The sequence below is a fragment of the Streptomyces sp. NPDC090741 genome (genome assembly GCF_044769045.1).
In the GTDB taxonomy this organism is placed as follows: Bacteria; Actinomycetota; Actinomycetes; order Streptomycetales; family Streptomycetaceae; genus Streptomyces.
The window spans coordinates 79087-93296 of sequence record NZ_JBIVXF010000012.1; the positions used below are offsets into that span (position 1 = coordinate 79087).

Here is a 14210-nt window from a genome sequence, read left to right on the forward strand (position 1 = left end):
TCCTACAACGTATGACTAATCGGCAGAAGCCCACCCGCTGGTGGGCCGAACTGCTGCTCCTGGGGCTCGTCTACGGCGCGTACACCGGTGGCAGACTCCTCGCCCGGGGCGACGTGCACCTCGCCGTCACCCACGGACTCTCGATCCTCCGGGCCGAGGAACTGCTGGGGCTCGACTTCGAACGGCCGCTCAACCGGCTGTTCTCGCAGCAGGGGCTGCTCGGGATACCCGCCGACTTCGTCTACGCCTCCCTGCACTACCTCGTCACCCCTGCCGTGCTGGTCTGGCTGTACCTGCGCCGGCCGCAGCACTACCGCAGCGCGCGTACGTGGCTCGTCGTCTCCACCCTCCTCGGGCTCGTCGGCTTCACCCTGATGCCCACCTGCCCGCCCCGTCTGCTGGACGCCGCGCACGGGTTCACCGACACGATGGCCCAGTACAGCGCGTACGGCTGGTGGGGCGCCGAGGCCAGCGCGCCGCGCGGGCTCGGGGGCCTGACCAACCAGTACGCGGCCATGCCGAGCCTGCACGTCGGATGGGCCCTGTGGTGCGGGGTCCTGCTCTGGCGGCACGGACGCCACCCGCTGCTGCGGGCCCTCGGCATCGCCTATCCCGCCGTCACCACGCTCGTGGTCATGGGCACCGCCAACCACTACTTCCTGGACGCGGTCGCCGGAGCCGCCGTGATGGCCGCCGGGTACGCGATCACGCGCCGGCTGTCCGCGCGAGCGGCCCGGCCGGGAGCCCGAGCGGCCGGTTTCCCCGGTACCGCCCCGATTGTCAGTGGCGGATGGGACACTTCCGCCCGTGAGCTCCTACCCGCCCAGCGGCCCGCCCCCGACGACGACACTGCGGCAGCGGCTCGCTGACCTGCGCGGCCCCGCCGTGCCGCCCCGCCCGCTCGACGCCCGCGCGCTGGCGGCGCTCGCCGCCAACCCCGGATGCGGCAGACGAGCCCTGCTCGACGGCGCCGGTGTGGACAAGACCGCCCTGGCCGCCGCCCTCGGCTCACCCGCCCCCTTCGGCCAGTCGCAGTTCGCGATCGTCCGCGGGAACTCCTTCGAGGCCAGGGTCAAGGGCGACGGCGGAGCCGAGCTCCTGCGGCTCGTGCACGAGCACCTCGGCGCCGGCACCGAGCCCCCCGGCCCGGGCGCCCGCGTCCCCGACCTGACCGCCGCCGGGCCCGAGGGCCGCGCCGCCCGCACCGCGCTCGCGCTGCGCGAGGCGACCGCCGCCGGGGACGCCTCCGGGGCCGCCGCCGGAACGTGGACCCTGCTGGACCACCCGATGCTGGCCCTGGAGGTGGCGGGCTCCCCCGCCTATCTGGAGCCGGACGCCGTCGTGGTGCACCCCGACGGCCGCTGGACCGTCGTGGAGATCAAGTCGTTCCCGATGATCGACGGGGCGGCCGACGCCGCGAAGGTGGGCGCCGCCGCCCGGCAGGCCGCCGTGTACGTCCTGGCCCTGGAGAAGACCGCCGAGAAGCTGGCCTCCGCCGTGGTCGGGCACACCGTGCTGCTCGTCTGCCCCAAGGACTTCTCCAACCTGCCCGCCGCCGCGCCCGTCGACGTCCGCCGCGAGCGGGCCGTGACCCGCCGCCAGCTGGAGCGGCTGACCCGGGTCGAGGAGCTGGCCGCCGCCCTGCCCGAGGGGCTCAGCTTCGACCCGGAGCGTCCCGCCGAGGAGCTGACCGAGGCGGTCGCGGCCGTCACCGCCGCGTACGCCCCCGAATGCCTGGCCGCCTGCGAGCTGGCCTTCCACTGCCGGGAGCGGGCCCGCGCCGCCGACGCGGTGACCACGCTGGGCCGTTCCGTACGGGGGGAGCTCGGCGCGCTCACCACCGTCGAGGAGGCCCTCGCGGCCGCCGCCGGCTCCGGCAGTCCCGAGGACCCGACCGCGGCCTCCCTGCACCACGCGGCCCGGCTGCGCGCCGAGGCCCTGGAGGCGGCCGCATGTCCCTGCTGAACACCCTCGCGCGCCTGGAGGCCGTCCGGGCGGGCCGGGCCCGGCCGCTGGCGACCGTACGGCACCGGCATCTGAGCGGGCGCCCGCTGGTCCTCGTACTCCTGACGACGGCGGGCGAGGCCGGGGCCCCGCTCGGCGCACTGGTCGGCACGGACCCCGGGGAGCCGCGGCTGCTCGTGGTGCCGCAGCCGCGCGACCGGGACCTGCGCTGGGCCTTCCTGGCGGACCTGGCCGACGTGGTCCTGCCGTACGTGGACGGGTACGCCGACGACGTCGAGTACGTGGAGCGGACCGAGACCGACCCGGACACCGGCGCGAAGAGCAAGGTCGCCGCCGAGCTCTGCCTGGACGCACCGCAGCTGATCGTGCCGAGCCGGGCCGGCGTCGAGTACGTACGGCTGCTGGGGCGGTCGATGCGGTTCCGGCGGACGGCCGAGGAGGATCCGGAGAATCCGTATCCGGCGCCCACCCGGGTGCCGCTGCTGGGGCGCTGGTTCACGCACCTCGGTGAGCGCTCCCGGGTCCCGGGGGCCTCCATGCTGCTGTCGGCGACGGAGCTGCTGGGGCGGCACTGGGCCACCGGCCAGAGCAATCTGGAGGACCAGCACCTGGGCGCCCTGCTGTCGTGGATAGCCCCGCCGGAGGGGGAATCGGGCGCCGAGGCCGCCCTGCGGGCCGAACTGGGCCGCGACCGGGACGGGCAGTTGTCCGTCCCGCCCGCAGGGCCCGCCACCGACCCGGCCTTCGACAACAGGCTGCTGGCCCCGGCGATGGCCCGCTACGACGCGGCGCGCGCCGGGGACGACCCGAAGGCGGTGGACCGGGCCGAGGCGGCCGTCCGGGAGCTCGTCGCCGAGCAGATGCGGCCCACCTGGCGGGCGGTGTGGCAGTCGCTGGAGCTGCTGCGCGCGCTGCCGGCCGGGGAGCGGGCCGAGGAGCGCTGGACCCGCGACCGCTGGTCGTACACCGGCCACCGGGACCGGATCCGGGCGGGCGAGCCTCCGCAGCCGCGCCGCGACGACGCGGTGACGGCGGCGCAGAAGCTGGCGACGCGGGAGACCGAGCAGGTGCGGCTCGACGCCCAGGAGGCGCTGGACGATCCGCTGGTGATGGCGGGCCGGCGGCTGTCGGGCGAGGCCTTCGCGGGCGAGGTCACCGAGGTCGTGATGGAGTGGACGGAGTCGAAGCGTCCGAGTCCGCGCCCGCTGGTGACGGTGGCCACGGAGGACCGTCCGCAGCTCGCGGAGGGCGGCGGCGGCAAGGTGTTCCGCTCGCTGGACGGCCGCCCGCAGGCGGCGCAGTTCGTCCGCTTCGAGGAGGACGGGCGGCTCGTGCTGCGGCTGCTGGACAAGATGGGCCGCGGCCGGGAGCCGGAGCCGGGCTCGGTGCCGGAGAAGGGCGACCGGGTCTGCTGGACGCTGTTCGAGCACGACGCGCGCGGCGGCCCGAAGCTGCCGGACCCGGAGAAGACCCCGTGGACGCACGGCGGCCCGCCGGGATCCGCGACCGCCGCGCCGCCGCCCGACGCCGTGACCGATGAGGACATCCTGTGAGCACCGCATCCGACCGGGGATTCGATCCGGGTACGGCCGCCGCCGAGGCGACCGCCGCCATCCTGCGCGACACCCTGCACGGGAGCGCGCGCGGCGTGGTCGTCGACTCCCCGCCCGGGGCCGGCAAGTCCACGCTGGTGGTGCGGGCCGCCCGGGAGCTGGCCGCGGCCGGGCGCCGGCTGATGGTGGTCGCGCAGACCAACGCGCAGGTCGACGACCTGGTGCTGCGGCTCGCCGACAAGGACCCGGAGCTGAAGGTCGGCCGGCTGCACAGCAGCGACGGCGATGCGTACGATCCGGCGCTGCGCGAACTGCCCTCGGTCACCCTCTCGGCGAAGCCGGGGGACCTGGCCGAGCTGCCGATCACCATCTCGACGGCGGCGAAGTGGGCGTACGTGAAGGACGTGGAGCCCTGGGAGCACGCCATCGTCGACGAGGCGTACCAGATGCGCTCGGACGCGCTGCTGGCCGTGGCCGGGCTGTTCGACCGGGCGCTGTTCGTGGGCGACCCGGGGCAGCTGGACCCGTTCAGCGTCGTCGGCGCCGAGCAGTGGGCCGGGCTGTCGTACGACCCTTCGGCGAGCGCCGTCAGCACCCTCCTCGCGCACAACCCGCATCTTCCGCAGCACCGGCTGCCGGTGTCCTGGCGGCTCCCGGCATCGGCCGCGCCACTGGTCTCGCGGGCGTTCTACCCGTACACGCAGTTCCGCAGCGGTACGGGCCCGGGCGAGCGACGGCTGTCGTACGGGGTCGCGGGCGACGGCTCGGGCCCGGACCGGGTGCTGGACGAGGCCGCCGAGTCGGGCTGGGGCCTGCTGGAGCTGCCCGCGCGGCACACCCCGCGCACCGACCCGGAGGCCGTACGGGCGGTGGCCCTGGTGGTCCGGCGGGCGCTGGACCGGGGGGCGGTGACGGCGGACGAGCAGTCCGAGGCCCCGGCCCCGCTGACCGCCGACCGGATCGCGGTCGGCACGGCGCACCGGGACCAGGCGGCGGCCGTCCGGTCCGCCCTCGCGGACCTCGGCGTCACCGGGGTCACGGTGGACACCGCGAACCGGCTCCAGGGGCGGGAGTACGACCTCACGGTGGTGCTGCACCCGCTGTCGGGCCGCCCGGACGCGACGGCGTTCCACCTGGAGACGGGCCGCCTGTGCGTGCTGGCCTCGCGCCACCGGCACGCCTGCGTGGTGGTGGCCCGGGCGGGGATAGCGGAACTGCTGGACGACCACCCCTCCACGGAGCCGGTCCAGTTGGGCGTGACGGTGAAATTCCCCGATGGCTGGGAGGCGAACCACTCGGTCCTGGCCCACCTCGCGGAACACCGGGTCGCCTGGAGGCCCTGAGGCGCCGGGCCGACGGCGGCATGAACGCCGGACGGAGTCCGGCACGCCGCCGGAGGCGGCCAAGGGTCGCCTGGAGGCCCTGACGGGCCCGAAGGCGGCGCTCTTGCGCGGCGCTGGACAATGGAGGGTGGCCCGGAAGGATCCCGAACGCGCAGCAGGAGGACACGCATGGCAGAGCCCGAGCGGACGACCGAGCGGAAGCCGCGGCCCGCGCCGCTGCTCTTCGAGCCCTCGGAGGCCGCCACGGACCCGGAGCACTTCTTCGACCTGGAGTCGATCGAGGACCCGCGGGAGCTGCTGGCCCGCGCCACCGAGCTGACGCTCGCCTTCCGGGCGGCGCAGGAGCGGGCGGTGGAGTTCCAGGCGCTGGCCGCCGCGCAGCTCGCCGATCCGCGGCGGTTCGACCGGCTGCCGCCCGCGGAGATCGCCGCGCAGGCGGAGTGGACCGAGGACTACGCGCTCAAGATGATCGAGTTCGGCGAATCCCTCCAGCGCGAAGCGGGCCCGGACGCCCGGTAGCCGAGACCGCCGGTATGGGGCGGACATGACCTCCGGCGGCGCACCTGGCATATGCGGGGCGCAACATAGCCCACCATCCCCCGTCCTGTCCCGGTTTTCCGTAACTCCTGGAAACCGGTTCACTACGCCCGGTAGACCGGTCCGCATGACGACGCTCACGGCCGCACCCGCCCACCCCGCCCCGCACGCAGGCACCGCCACCCACGTCACCCCCCAGGGCGCCGCCTGGCTCGCCTCCGCGTCCGCGCACCCGCACAGCACCCTCGCGCGCTGGGAGGCCCGGGCCACCGCCCCCGCCGTGCTGCCCTGCGGGACCGCCTTCGACGTCGTCAACGTCCCGCTCGTCCTCGGCCGCCGCATGCTCGACCTGCTCTGGGCCGAGGGCCCCGGCTCCGGGCCCGTGGCGGTGCACCGCGGGCGGATGCTGCTGTTCACCTCCACCGGGACCGCGCACCGCCTCCCCGCGCTGCTCGCCTGGGAGGAGTGGGGCAGCTGCGTGCCCGCGCCGCTGTGCCACGGCCATGGCGACGCCGTCACCGTGCCGCCGCTCGACGCCACCCCCGGCCCGTCCCGCTGGGTCGTCGCCCCCGACACCCGCACCCCCTGGCTGCCCGGACCCGAGGCGCTCCTGTGGGCGTACCTCCGCGCCGCCCGAGCTGCGGATATCGATTTTTCCTTCCGGCCATCTCCCTGCTAATGTCTTCCTCGTCAGCAAGCGCCGCTAGCTCAGTTGGTTAGAGCAGCTGACTCTTAATCAGCGGGTCCGGGGTTCGAGTCCCTGGCGGCGCACAGACGGAAGAAGGCCCCCACGCGAGTGGGGGCCTTCTTCGTCGTGCCGAAGCGCTACGTCGTGATCTTGACCGTGTAAGCACCCGACGGGGTCCGGTCCGCCACCTCGATCCTGATCCGCTCCCCCGGCACCGTGAACGACTCCCCCACCTCCAGCGGGGCGTCCGCCAGCGGCGGGTACACCGAGCGGTCCCAGCAGGCCTCCGAGTCCGGATGCCCGTCGAGCACCTCGATCGGCCCGCCGCCCGAAGCCGCCTCGTTGCGCACCCGGTAGACCAGGACACCCTCCGTACAGGTGTCCCCGTCGTTGCCGGCGGAGCCCCGCGCCTCGACCGCGATCGCACTGCCGGGGCCCGTACGGATCACCGCGAGCCGGGTCCCGCCCGTGGCACCGGGGGCCGGGGCCTGGGCCAGCGGCAGCAGGGTGTGCAGCGAGGAGCCGGACTGCACGCAGTCCACCTGGGAGGAGGACAGCCAGCCGAGCTTCCACTTGTGCCAGGCGAACAGGTCCGGCGCCATCCCGAACTGGCTGCCCATGACGTCCCAGTCGCCGACGTACGTGTCCCAGTCACCCTTGCCGTCGGTCGGCCGGTGGTAGAGGTCGGGCAGGTCGAAGACGTGCCCGGTCTCGTGCGCGAGGACGTTGCGGTCCGGCGGGTGCCGCTCGAAGACGGTCACGATCCGCCGCAGGTCCGTCCCGTCCGCCCGGATCGGCCGGTCGAAGTTGACGACCTTGGTGGCGTCCGAGTCCACTCCGGGCGCGTCCGGGTCGGCGACGAAGTACACGACGTCGTACTGCGAGAAGTCCACCTCCCGGTCGGCGGCCGCGACCGCGTCCCGCAGGTACGCCGCCCGGTCCTGGGCCGCCCAGTCACGCTGTATCCCGTACGCCGTCGACGGCTTGGGCATCTGGGTCCACCGCTCCTGCGGGTGCGGTTCCAGACGGAACCTCCCGTACGAGGCCCGCTCGAAGAAGTCGCTGGTCGCGGGGAAGTAGTCGCCGGTCAGCTGCTCGGTCGTGAGGGTGGTCCGGTGGTCGGGGAAGGAGAGGAAGACCATGACCGCGTGGAGGGTGCGCTCCGGCTTGGGGTAGGAGCGGTTCCAGGTGTCCAGGCCCAGGGAGTGGTGCGCCGAGGTGCGGGCCAGGGCGCACGGCCCGGCCCCCGGATCGGCGACCGCGGGACCGGCGACGAGCGACATGGCGGCGAGTGCCGTCAGGGAGGTGAGCGCGGCCGCCGTGCTTCTGATGCGGGAGCGTTCCACTCCCCCGGGTGTCTGCTGTCGCGACACATCGACCTCCGGTGGTGGATTCGTACCATCTCGTCCCACCCTGAGGCGATTGTCTTACTAATGCCCTGTTCCGCTGCCCCACACGAGTGAGCGCTACGGCAAGTCGGTGACCCGGGGGTTCACCCACACGCCTACAGAACGTCACGACCGATCACGGGAGATCATCCAGGAGCTTTCGCTGCTCAGAGCCGTGCAGAAACGATCAGCCGGGATGTGGCCGGCGGGCCGTCAGCACACCGAAGTCCCGTGCCCCGCACGGCGACGCAGCTGGATAGGGCCGTACGGTGCCTCTATGATCGGCACACTTTCCTGCACGGACACTCACGAGCAATGCGGGAGCCAACGGTGAGCGGAACCTCAGAGGGAACCGGTTCGGCGGCCGACAGCACCCGATCGGCCATTACGGAGCGTCACCAAGCAGTGCCGGCCATGCCGACGACGCCGAGCTTCACCGCGTCCGAACTGCGCGATTACCGGGCCGCCTTCAACGCGGCCCACCTCGCGATGGCCGTCGTCGACCGCTCCGGCCACGTCGTCGCCGCCAACGAGGCCCTGGCTGGGCTCCTCGGGACCGAGCCGCACTCGCTCCTCGAACAGAACGCGGCCGACCTGGTCGACCTGGGCGCCGAGGCCCGCACCTGGCAGGCGTACCAGGAGGTGCTCCGCGGCCGGCAGGCCAGGCTGCGCTGCACCCGCCGCCTCAAACACCCCGACGGGCACTCCCTGTGGACCGAGGTCACCCTCGGCCCCGTGCCCGGCACCCGGGACGTGCTGCTGTCCGTCGCCGACATCAGCGACCGCCGCGACCTCCAGGCCCGGCTGCGCCACCTCCAGATGCACGATCCGGTGACCCGGCTGCCCAACCGGGCGCTGTTCTTCGAGCGGCTCTCCGCCGCCCTGGAGGCCTCCTCGTACGAGCAGGGCGGCACAGGGCGGATCGGCCTGTGCTACCTCGACCTCGACGGGTTCAAGGCCGTCAACGACACCCTGGGCCACCGGGTCGGCGACCGGCTGCTGACCGCCGTCGCGGCCCGGCTGACGCAGTGCGCCGACCAGTCCGGGTACGGGCGCACCGGCGGGCACCTCGTGGCCCGCCTGGGCGGCGACGAGTTCGCCCTGCTGGTCGAGGACTCCACCGGCACCGAGCAGCTCGCCGACCTGGCCCGGAGCGTACTGGCCGCCGTACAGGAGCCGTTCGACCTGGCCGGGCAGCGGCTGTCGGTCTCGGCGTCGATCGGCGTGGTGGAGCGGGCCGCGGCCGGGACCTCGGCGACCGGGCTGATGCAGGCCGCGGACACGACCCTGTACTGGGCGAAGGCGGACGGCAAGGCCCGCTGGACGCTGTTCGACCCGGAGCGCAACGCGCACCGCATGACCCGCCAGGCGCTGACCTCGACCCTGCGGCCGGCCGTGGAGCGGGGCGAGTTCGCTCTGGAGTACCAGCCGCTCGTGGACCTGGAGAGCGGGGCGGTGCGCGGGGTGGAGGCGCTGGTCCGCTGGAATCACCCCCAGTTCGGCACGCTGACGCCGAATCGGTTCATCGGGATCGCCGAAGAGGACGGCTCCATCGTCCAGTTGGGGCGGTGGGTGCTGCGGACCGCCTGCCGGCAGGCGCGGCGCTGGCAGATCGAACGGCCCAGCGACTCCCCGGTCTTCGTCTCCGTCAACGTGGCGGTCCGCCAGGTGTGGGACTCCGACCTCGTCGGCGACGTCGCGGGGATCCTGGCCGAGACCGGGCTGGCCCCGCAGCTGCTCCAGCTGGAGCTGACCGAGTCGGCGGTGATGGGCTCCGCGGGCCGCCCGCTCCAGGCCCTCCAGGCGCTGAGCGACATGGGGGTGCGGATCGCCATCGACGACTTCGGCACCGGGTACTCGAACCTGGCCTACCTGAGCCGGCTGCCGGTGTCCGTGCTGAAGCTGGACGGCTCCTTCGTACGGGGCTTCCGCTACGAGGAGGGCACCCACCCGAACCCGGCCGACGAGACCATCGTCGAGGCCCTGGTGCAGCTCGCGCACCGGCTCGGGCTGACGGTGACGGCGGAGTGCGTGGAGACGGCGGGCCAGGCGGCCCGGCTGCGCCGCGTCGGCTGCGACACGGGCCAGGGCTGGCTGTACTCGCGCGCGGTGGCCCCGGAGCTGATCGCCGAGATGATCGGCACCCGCCCCGGGGCGTAGGGCGCCGGGGCGGGGTCCGGGGCCGCTGCGCGGAGCTTCTCCCCGCCCCGCCCTTTCTCCGTTTCTCCCCCAGCTACCGCTGGGAGGTGCCCCCAGGGCTCCGCCCGGACCCTCAGAGGCTGCGCACGAAGGCTGAGAACGCCTCCGGGGCGACGGTGAAGGCGGGGCCTTCGGGATTCTTGGAGTCCCGGACGCGGACGAGACAGGGCTGGGCGGCCACCTCGACGCACTCGCCGCCGGTGTTACCGCTGTACGAGGCCTTGCGCCAGGCGATGGCACCGAGGGGAGCGCACTCGATGCACTCGCCGCCGGTTGTTCCGCTGTAGGACGACTTACGCCACAGCGCGCCCGCCAGGTTCTGGTTGCTTCCCATAGCGTTCCTCCATTACGCGAGCGATCAGCGTGGCCGAGCGCTCCGGGGGGAGCGCTGCGGCTTGCAGTCGAGCGTAGCCGAACGAACGTTCCTTGATCACTGACGGGTTAGCCGTCATGTGCCCCTGCGCGTAGCCCTCCTCATAAATCACTTCTGGATCGCTGTCGAAGCGGAGGAGGGTGAACGACCCGAGCATTCCAGTATGTTGTCCGGCTGAAAAGGGCAGCACTTGGATCTGCACCCATGGGTGTTCAAGGAAACCCAGCAGATGAGCGAGCTGCTTCCGCATCACGTCATGGCCGCCGACCTCCTGATGCAACACCGCCTCCGTGAGCACCACCCACAAGGCAGGCTGATGCTCACGCTTCAGGATGTGCTGCCTGTCCATGCGGGCGGCCAGAAGCTCGTCGACTTGGTCCGGTCGATCGACCCCGAGCAGGGCACGTGCGTAGCCCTCCGTCTGGAGGAGCCCATGCACCAACTGGCACTGGAACGTGGAGATGAAGGCCGCCCGGGCCTCCATCTCCGCGTACGCCTGGAACCACGTCGGCAACACGCTCCGCAGGACCAGGCCCACCAGGCGGGAGAAGTGCCCGTCCGTGCCCAGGGCGGCATCCAGCCGCTCCGAGAAGTCCCGGGTCGGTACCCGCTTCGTGCACTCCACCTGGCCGATCAGCGAGCCCGTGCAGTAGATGATGTCGCCCAACTGGGCCTGTTTCAGCCCTGCCCCTTCCCGGAGGCGGCGCAGTTCGTAGCCGTAGTAGTCCAGCGGCGAGGCGCTGGGATCGAGGTCGCGGACCTGGACCAAGGGACGGTCACCCCCATGAAGACGCGGGTCGGATTCACCTGTGGCCGAGCGTAGCGACACCGACACGGAGCGATGTCCGGAATCCGGCAACCATGTGACACACCTCCGCCCCGCACCCGGGATACGGGTGCGGGGCGGGGTGTCGCTCGGCGCGGGGTGGGGGGAGATCAGCAGGCGCCGAGGTCCTTCCAGACACCCCACTCACCCGTGGTGCCCGGGGTCTCGTTCTGCGTCCACCACTGGGCCTTGTACTTGCGGCCGTTGTAGGAGACCTCGTTGCCGCCGGTGTAGACCGTGCCCGCGACGTACGCCGGGGTCGAGCCGCAGCCCGTGGTCGGCGGGGTGGTCGGCGGCGTCGTGGGCGGGGTGGTCGGCGGAGTCGTCGGAGGCGTGGTGGGCGGGGTCGTCGGGGGCTGCGTGGTGCCGCCGAGGGAGTCCGAGATCTGGTTCAGCAGCGTGGTGTTGGCGTCCAGGCCGAGCAGGGAGTACATCATCGCGCCGGCCAGGCCGCGCTGCTTGCCGTAGTCGACCCGGGCCTGGATCGCCTTCTGGTTCAGGCCGGTGAAGAACTCGCCGTCCTTGTAGAAGTACGAGGCCTTGGCCTGGTCGTCCCAGAAGGTGGTCGCCGGGTTGTCGACGATCCCGCCGAGCTCCTTGTAGTTGGCGATGCCGGCCTGCTGGCTGGTGGGCCGGGCGCCGGAGGGGCCGGTCGCGGACTGCGCGAGGCCGTTGTTCGCCCCGGCGGGGACGCCCTTCCAGCCGCGGTAGTAGAACTCGTAGCCCAGCGTCAGCTTGTTGGCCGGGAAGCCGCCGGCGATGCCGTAGGCCGGCTTGCCGTCGATCCAGGAGTCGATGGCGTTGTCGATGCTGTACTTCTCGGTGCCCGGGGCGATCGGGTCGGTCGGGTCGCCGGCCGGGGAGTACAGCGGGGACTGGTGGTACGTCGGGCCGTCGCCGTCCCAGGCGCCGTGCATGTCGTACGTCATGATGTTCGCGTAGTCGAGGTACGAACCGATCTTGTCCGTCTCGATGTACTTGATCTTGTCCTGGCCGGCCGGGAGGGCCGCGGTCAGCAGGTACTTCTTGCCGCCGTTGGCCGCGCCGTAGGCGTCGAGCTGCTCGCGGAACTCCTTGAGCAGGAGCGTGAAGTTCTGCTTGTCCTCGGGGGCGTAGTGGTTGCCCAGGTGGCCGCCCGCGGAGCCGGGGTACTCCCAGTCGATGTCGATGCCGTCGAAGATGCCGGCCGCCGCGCCCGGACCGCCGTAGCCGCCGTCGACCGGCAGGTTGCCCTTGATGTACTGGTCGATGCAGGAGGAAACCAGCTTCTTGCGGGAGGCGTCGGTCTTGGCCGCGTCGCTGAAGTACTTCGAGTACGTCCAGCCGCCGATCGAAATATTGATCTTCAGGTTCGGGTACTTGGCCTTGAGCTGCTTGAACTGGTTGAAGACGCCGACGATCGGCTGGTCCCACTTGTCGGCGACGCCGCTGACGCTGTCCGCCGCGCCGAAGGACTTCTGGTAGTCGGCGTACGAGTCGCCCGCGCCGTCACCGGCGCTCGCGTTGTTGTCGTCGCCCGCCGCCTTGTTCGCCTCGAAACAGGTGAGGTTGGTGGGGTGGATGTTGCCGAACGAGTAGTTGATGACGTCCAGCTTGCCCGCTATGCCGCGGCTGTCGAGGTGCTTGGGGTAGAAGGCGTTCCCGTACACGCTCCACTGGTCGTAGTAAGCGATCTTGACGTTGCCGCCGCCCGCGGCGGTGGCGGAGTCTGCGGCCTGTGCGGTGCCGAGCCCCGCGAAGCCCGCCAGCGCTCCGGCTGCGAGCGCGGCCGTGGCGGCGGCCGCGATGAGGGGTTTACGGATGTGCATGAACTGCCTCCGGGGGGTGGGAGGGGGGAGCGAGAGGTTCGGGTGGGAGAAGTGATAGCGATCTCCCGAGGTCCGAGTCAATGGTTTGGACCAAAGAAGGACTAGACCACTCGCCGGGTAAATCCCCTCGTCAGAGCCCTGCACGCACGCGAAAAACCGCCCGCCACCCCGGGTGACGAGCGGTTTAAGACTGCCTTATGGCCATCTCCGCGCAAGGTTCCGGCAACAAACCAGCCGAACCGCGCTCCGTGCGGTCAGTCAGCTCGCGGAGCCTCCACCGGCATCCCGTATACATCTGCGACGAGCTCGTAGGAGCGCAACCGGGCCGCCCCGCTGTGGGCGTTGGCGGTCAGCATCAGCTCGTCGGCGCCCGTCCGCTTGGCCAGGTCGTCGAGGCCGGAGCGGACCTCGTCGGGCGTGCCGTGGACGACGTTCGCGAGCCAGCCGTCCACGAACTCCCGCTCCAGCGGGGAGAACCCGTACGCCGCCGCCTCCTCGGGCGTCGGGATCAGCCCGGGCCGCCCGCTGCGCAGCCGGAGCATCGACAGCGCGCCCGTGAGGACCTGCGCGCGGGCCTGCCCGTCGGTGTCGGCGGCGAGCGCCGAGACCCCGATCGCGGCGTACGGGGCGTCCAGTACGGCCGAGGGACGGAAGGTCTGCCGGTAGAGGTCCAGCGCGGGCAGGGTGCCGGCCGCCGAGAAGTGATGGGCGTACGCGAAGGGCAGGCCGAGCTCGGCGGCGAGGCGGGCGCTGAACCCGGAGGAGCCGAGCAGCCACAGCGGCGGCCTCCCGGCGGAACCCTGCACGGGACCCGGCACCGCGTGGACGCGGGCGTACGGGTGCCCGTCGGGGAAGTCGTCGTCGAGGAAGCGGGTGAGCTCCACGAGCTGCCGGGGGAACTCCTCGGCGGCCTCGTCGAGGCGGCCGCTTCCGCGCAGGGCGGCGGCCGTGCGGCCGTCGGTACCGGGCGCGCGGCCGAGCCCGAGGTCGATCCGGCCCGGGGCGAGCGCCTCCAGGGTGCCGAACTGCTCCGCGACGGCGAGCGGCGCATGGTTGGGCAGCATGACCCCGCCCGAGCCGAGCCGGATGCGGGAGGTATGGGCGGCGAGGTGGGCCAGGATCACCGCCGGGGAGGAGCTGGCCACCCCGGGCATGGAGTGGTGCTCGGCGACCCAGTGGCGGTGGTAGCCGCGGGACTCGGCGAGGCGGGCGATGTCGACGCTCGTACGCAGGGAGTCGTAGGCGCTGCTGCCGGCTCCCACGGTGACCAGGTCCAGGACGGAGAGCGGTACGGCCGCCCGGCCCTGCGCCACGCCGCGGATCCCGTTTCCGTACTCCTGGCCCCGCACGTCCCCGCCGTCACTCATCGCCGCTCCCGTTCCTCTTCCACGCGCGCACGACTTCCGCACGACACCGTACGAAGAACTCGAACCGTGGAGGGCCGCCGGGCATTCCCGAAGCGGGGGACCGAGGGCCCGGGACGGACCCGGGCCCCGGCTCCTCAGGCCGGACGGGCCGGCGTCGGATCGT

At 72.6% G+C, this 14210-nt stretch carries 11 protein-coding genes, 1 tRNA gene and 1 pseudogene; 8 read left to right on the top strand and 5 right to left on the bottom strand.

All coding sequences use genetic code 11. The features are described from left to right. Positions 1-11 precede the first annotated feature (11 nt). The 7 genes and pseudogenes from ACIQU4_RS29050 (at position 12) to ACIQU4_RS29080 (ending at position 6169) form a co-directional block, all read left to right on the top strand. The gene (locus ACIQU4_RS29050; RefSeq protein ID WP_403736738.1) at positions 12-869 is read left to right on the top strand and encodes a phosphatase PAP2 family protein; all 858 of its coding nucleotides are present in this window, start codon (positions 12-14) and stop codon (positions 867-869) included. Further along, complete coding sequence (locus ACIQU4_RS29055; RefSeq protein WP_403736740.1) at positions 808-1965, top strand: hypothetical protein; 1158 nt, start codon at positions 808-810, stop codon at positions 1963-1965. The genes ACIQU4_RS29050 and ACIQU4_RS29055 overlap by 62 nt, the downstream gene beginning before the upstream one ends. Then, positions 1953-3518 (top strand): hypothetical protein, encoded by a 1566-nt coding sequence (locus tag ACIQU4_RS29060; protein WP_403736742.1) that lies wholly within the window; start codon positions 1953-1955, stop codon positions 3516-3518. Before ACIQU4_RS29055 ends, ACIQU4_RS29060 begins: the two co-directional genes overlap by 13 nt. Continuing rightward, the gene (locus ACIQU4_RS29065; RefSeq protein WP_403736745.1) at positions 3515-4861 is read left to right on the top strand and encodes an AAA domain-containing protein; all 1347 of its coding nucleotides are present in this window, start codon (positions 3515-3517) and stop codon (positions 4859-4861) included. Before ACIQU4_RS29060 ends, ACIQU4_RS29065 begins: the two co-directional genes overlap by 4 nt. A 168-nt stretch (positions 4862-5029) precedes the next feature. Continuing rightward, positions 5030-5380 carry a hypothetical protein gene (locus tag ACIQU4_RS29070; protein ID WP_403736747.1) on the top strand — a complete coding sequence of 117 codons (351 nt, stop codon included), beginning with the start codon at positions 5030-5032 and terminating at the stop codon, positions 5378-5380. Positions 5381-5525: 145 nt separating this feature from the next. Next, a pseudogene (locus ACIQU4_RS29075) lies at positions 5526-6105 on the top strand (hypothetical protein). Further along, positions 6096-6169 (top strand) — tRNA-Lys (locus tag ACIQU4_RS29080). Before ACIQU4_RS29075 ends, ACIQU4_RS29080 begins: the two are co-directional and overlap by 10 nt. A 54-nt stretch (positions 6170-6223) precedes the next feature. Here the strand turns inward: ACIQU4_RS29080 and ACIQU4_RS29085 are convergent. Next, positions 6224-7459 (bottom strand): M6 family metalloprotease domain-containing protein, encoded by a 1236-nt coding sequence (locus ACIQU4_RS29085; RefSeq protein WP_403736749.1) that lies wholly within the window; start codon positions 7457-7459, stop codon positions 6224-6226. 429 nt (positions 7460-7888) lie between these two features. Here ACIQU4_RS29085 and ACIQU4_RS29090 point away from each other — a divergent pair, with 429 nt between their 5' ends. Further along, positions 7889-9634: a putative bifunctional diguanylate cyclase/phosphodiesterase gene (locus tag ACIQU4_RS29090; RefSeq protein ID WP_403736751.1), complete on the top strand. Its 1746-nt coding sequence runs from the start codon at positions 7889-7891 to the stop codon at positions 9632-9634. A gap of 112 nt (positions 9635-9746) precedes the next feature. On the opposite strand, the gene ACIQU4_RS29095 is transcribed toward ACIQU4_RS29090, so the two are convergent. From ACIQU4_RS29095 to ACIQU4_RS29110, 4 genes are all read right to left on the bottom strand, one after another. Next, positions 9747-10007 carry a DUF397 domain-containing protein gene (locus ACIQU4_RS29095; RefSeq protein WP_403736754.1) on the bottom strand — a complete coding sequence of 87 codons (261 nt, stop codon included), beginning with the start codon at positions 10005-10007 and terminating at the stop codon, positions 9747-9749. After that, positions 9967-10815 (bottom strand): Scr1 family TA system antitoxin-like transcriptional regulator, encoded by an 849-nt coding sequence (locus ACIQU4_RS29100; RefSeq protein WP_403736757.1) that lies wholly within the window; start codon positions 10813-10815, stop codon positions 9967-9969. Before ACIQU4_RS29100 ends, ACIQU4_RS29095 begins: the two co-directional genes overlap by 41 nt. 167 nt (positions 10816-10982) lie before the next feature. After that, positions 10983-12680, bottom strand: coding sequence for a glycosyl hydrolase family 18 protein (locus tag ACIQU4_RS29105; RefSeq protein WP_403736760.1), 1698 nt, complete (start codon positions 12678-12680; stop codon positions 10983-10985). Positions 12681-12934: 254 nt separating this feature from the next. Further along, positions 12935-14047, bottom strand: a complete 1113-nt coding sequence (locus ACIQU4_RS29110; protein ID WP_403736762.1) for an LLM class flavin-dependent oxidoreductase — start codon at positions 14045-14047, stop codon at positions 12935-12937. Positions 14048-14210: the final 163 nt, after the last annotated feature.

Coding starts and splice junctions, on each gene's coding strand:
- ACIQU4_RS29050 (WP_403736738.1), top strand. CDS start 12: ATGACTAATCGGCAGAAGCCCACCCGCTGGTGGGCCGAACTGCTGCTC.
- ACIQU4_RS29060 (WP_403736742.1), top strand. CDS start 1,953: ATGTCCCTGCTGAACACCCTCGCGCGCCTGGAGGCCGTCCGGGCGGGC.
- ACIQU4_RS29070 (WP_403736747.1), top strand. CDS start 5,030: ATGGCAGAGCCCGAGCGGACGACCGAGCGGAAGCCGCGGCCCGCGCCG.
- ACIQU4_RS29090 (WP_403736751.1), top strand. CDS start 7,889: ATGCCGACGACGCCGAGCTTCACCGCGTCCGAACTGCGCGATTACCGG.
- ACIQU4_RS29095 (WP_403736754.1), bottom strand. CDS start 10,007: ATGGGAAGCAACCAGAACCTGGCGGGCGCGCTGTGGCGTAAGTCGTCC.
- ACIQU4_RS29105 (WP_403736760.1), bottom strand. CDS start 12,680: ATGCACATCCGTAAACCCCTCATCGCGGCCGCCGCCACGGCCGCGCTC.
- ACIQU4_RS29110 (WP_403736762.1), bottom strand. CDS start 14,047: ATGAGTGACGGCGGGGACGTGCGGGGCCAGGAGTACGGAAACGGGATC.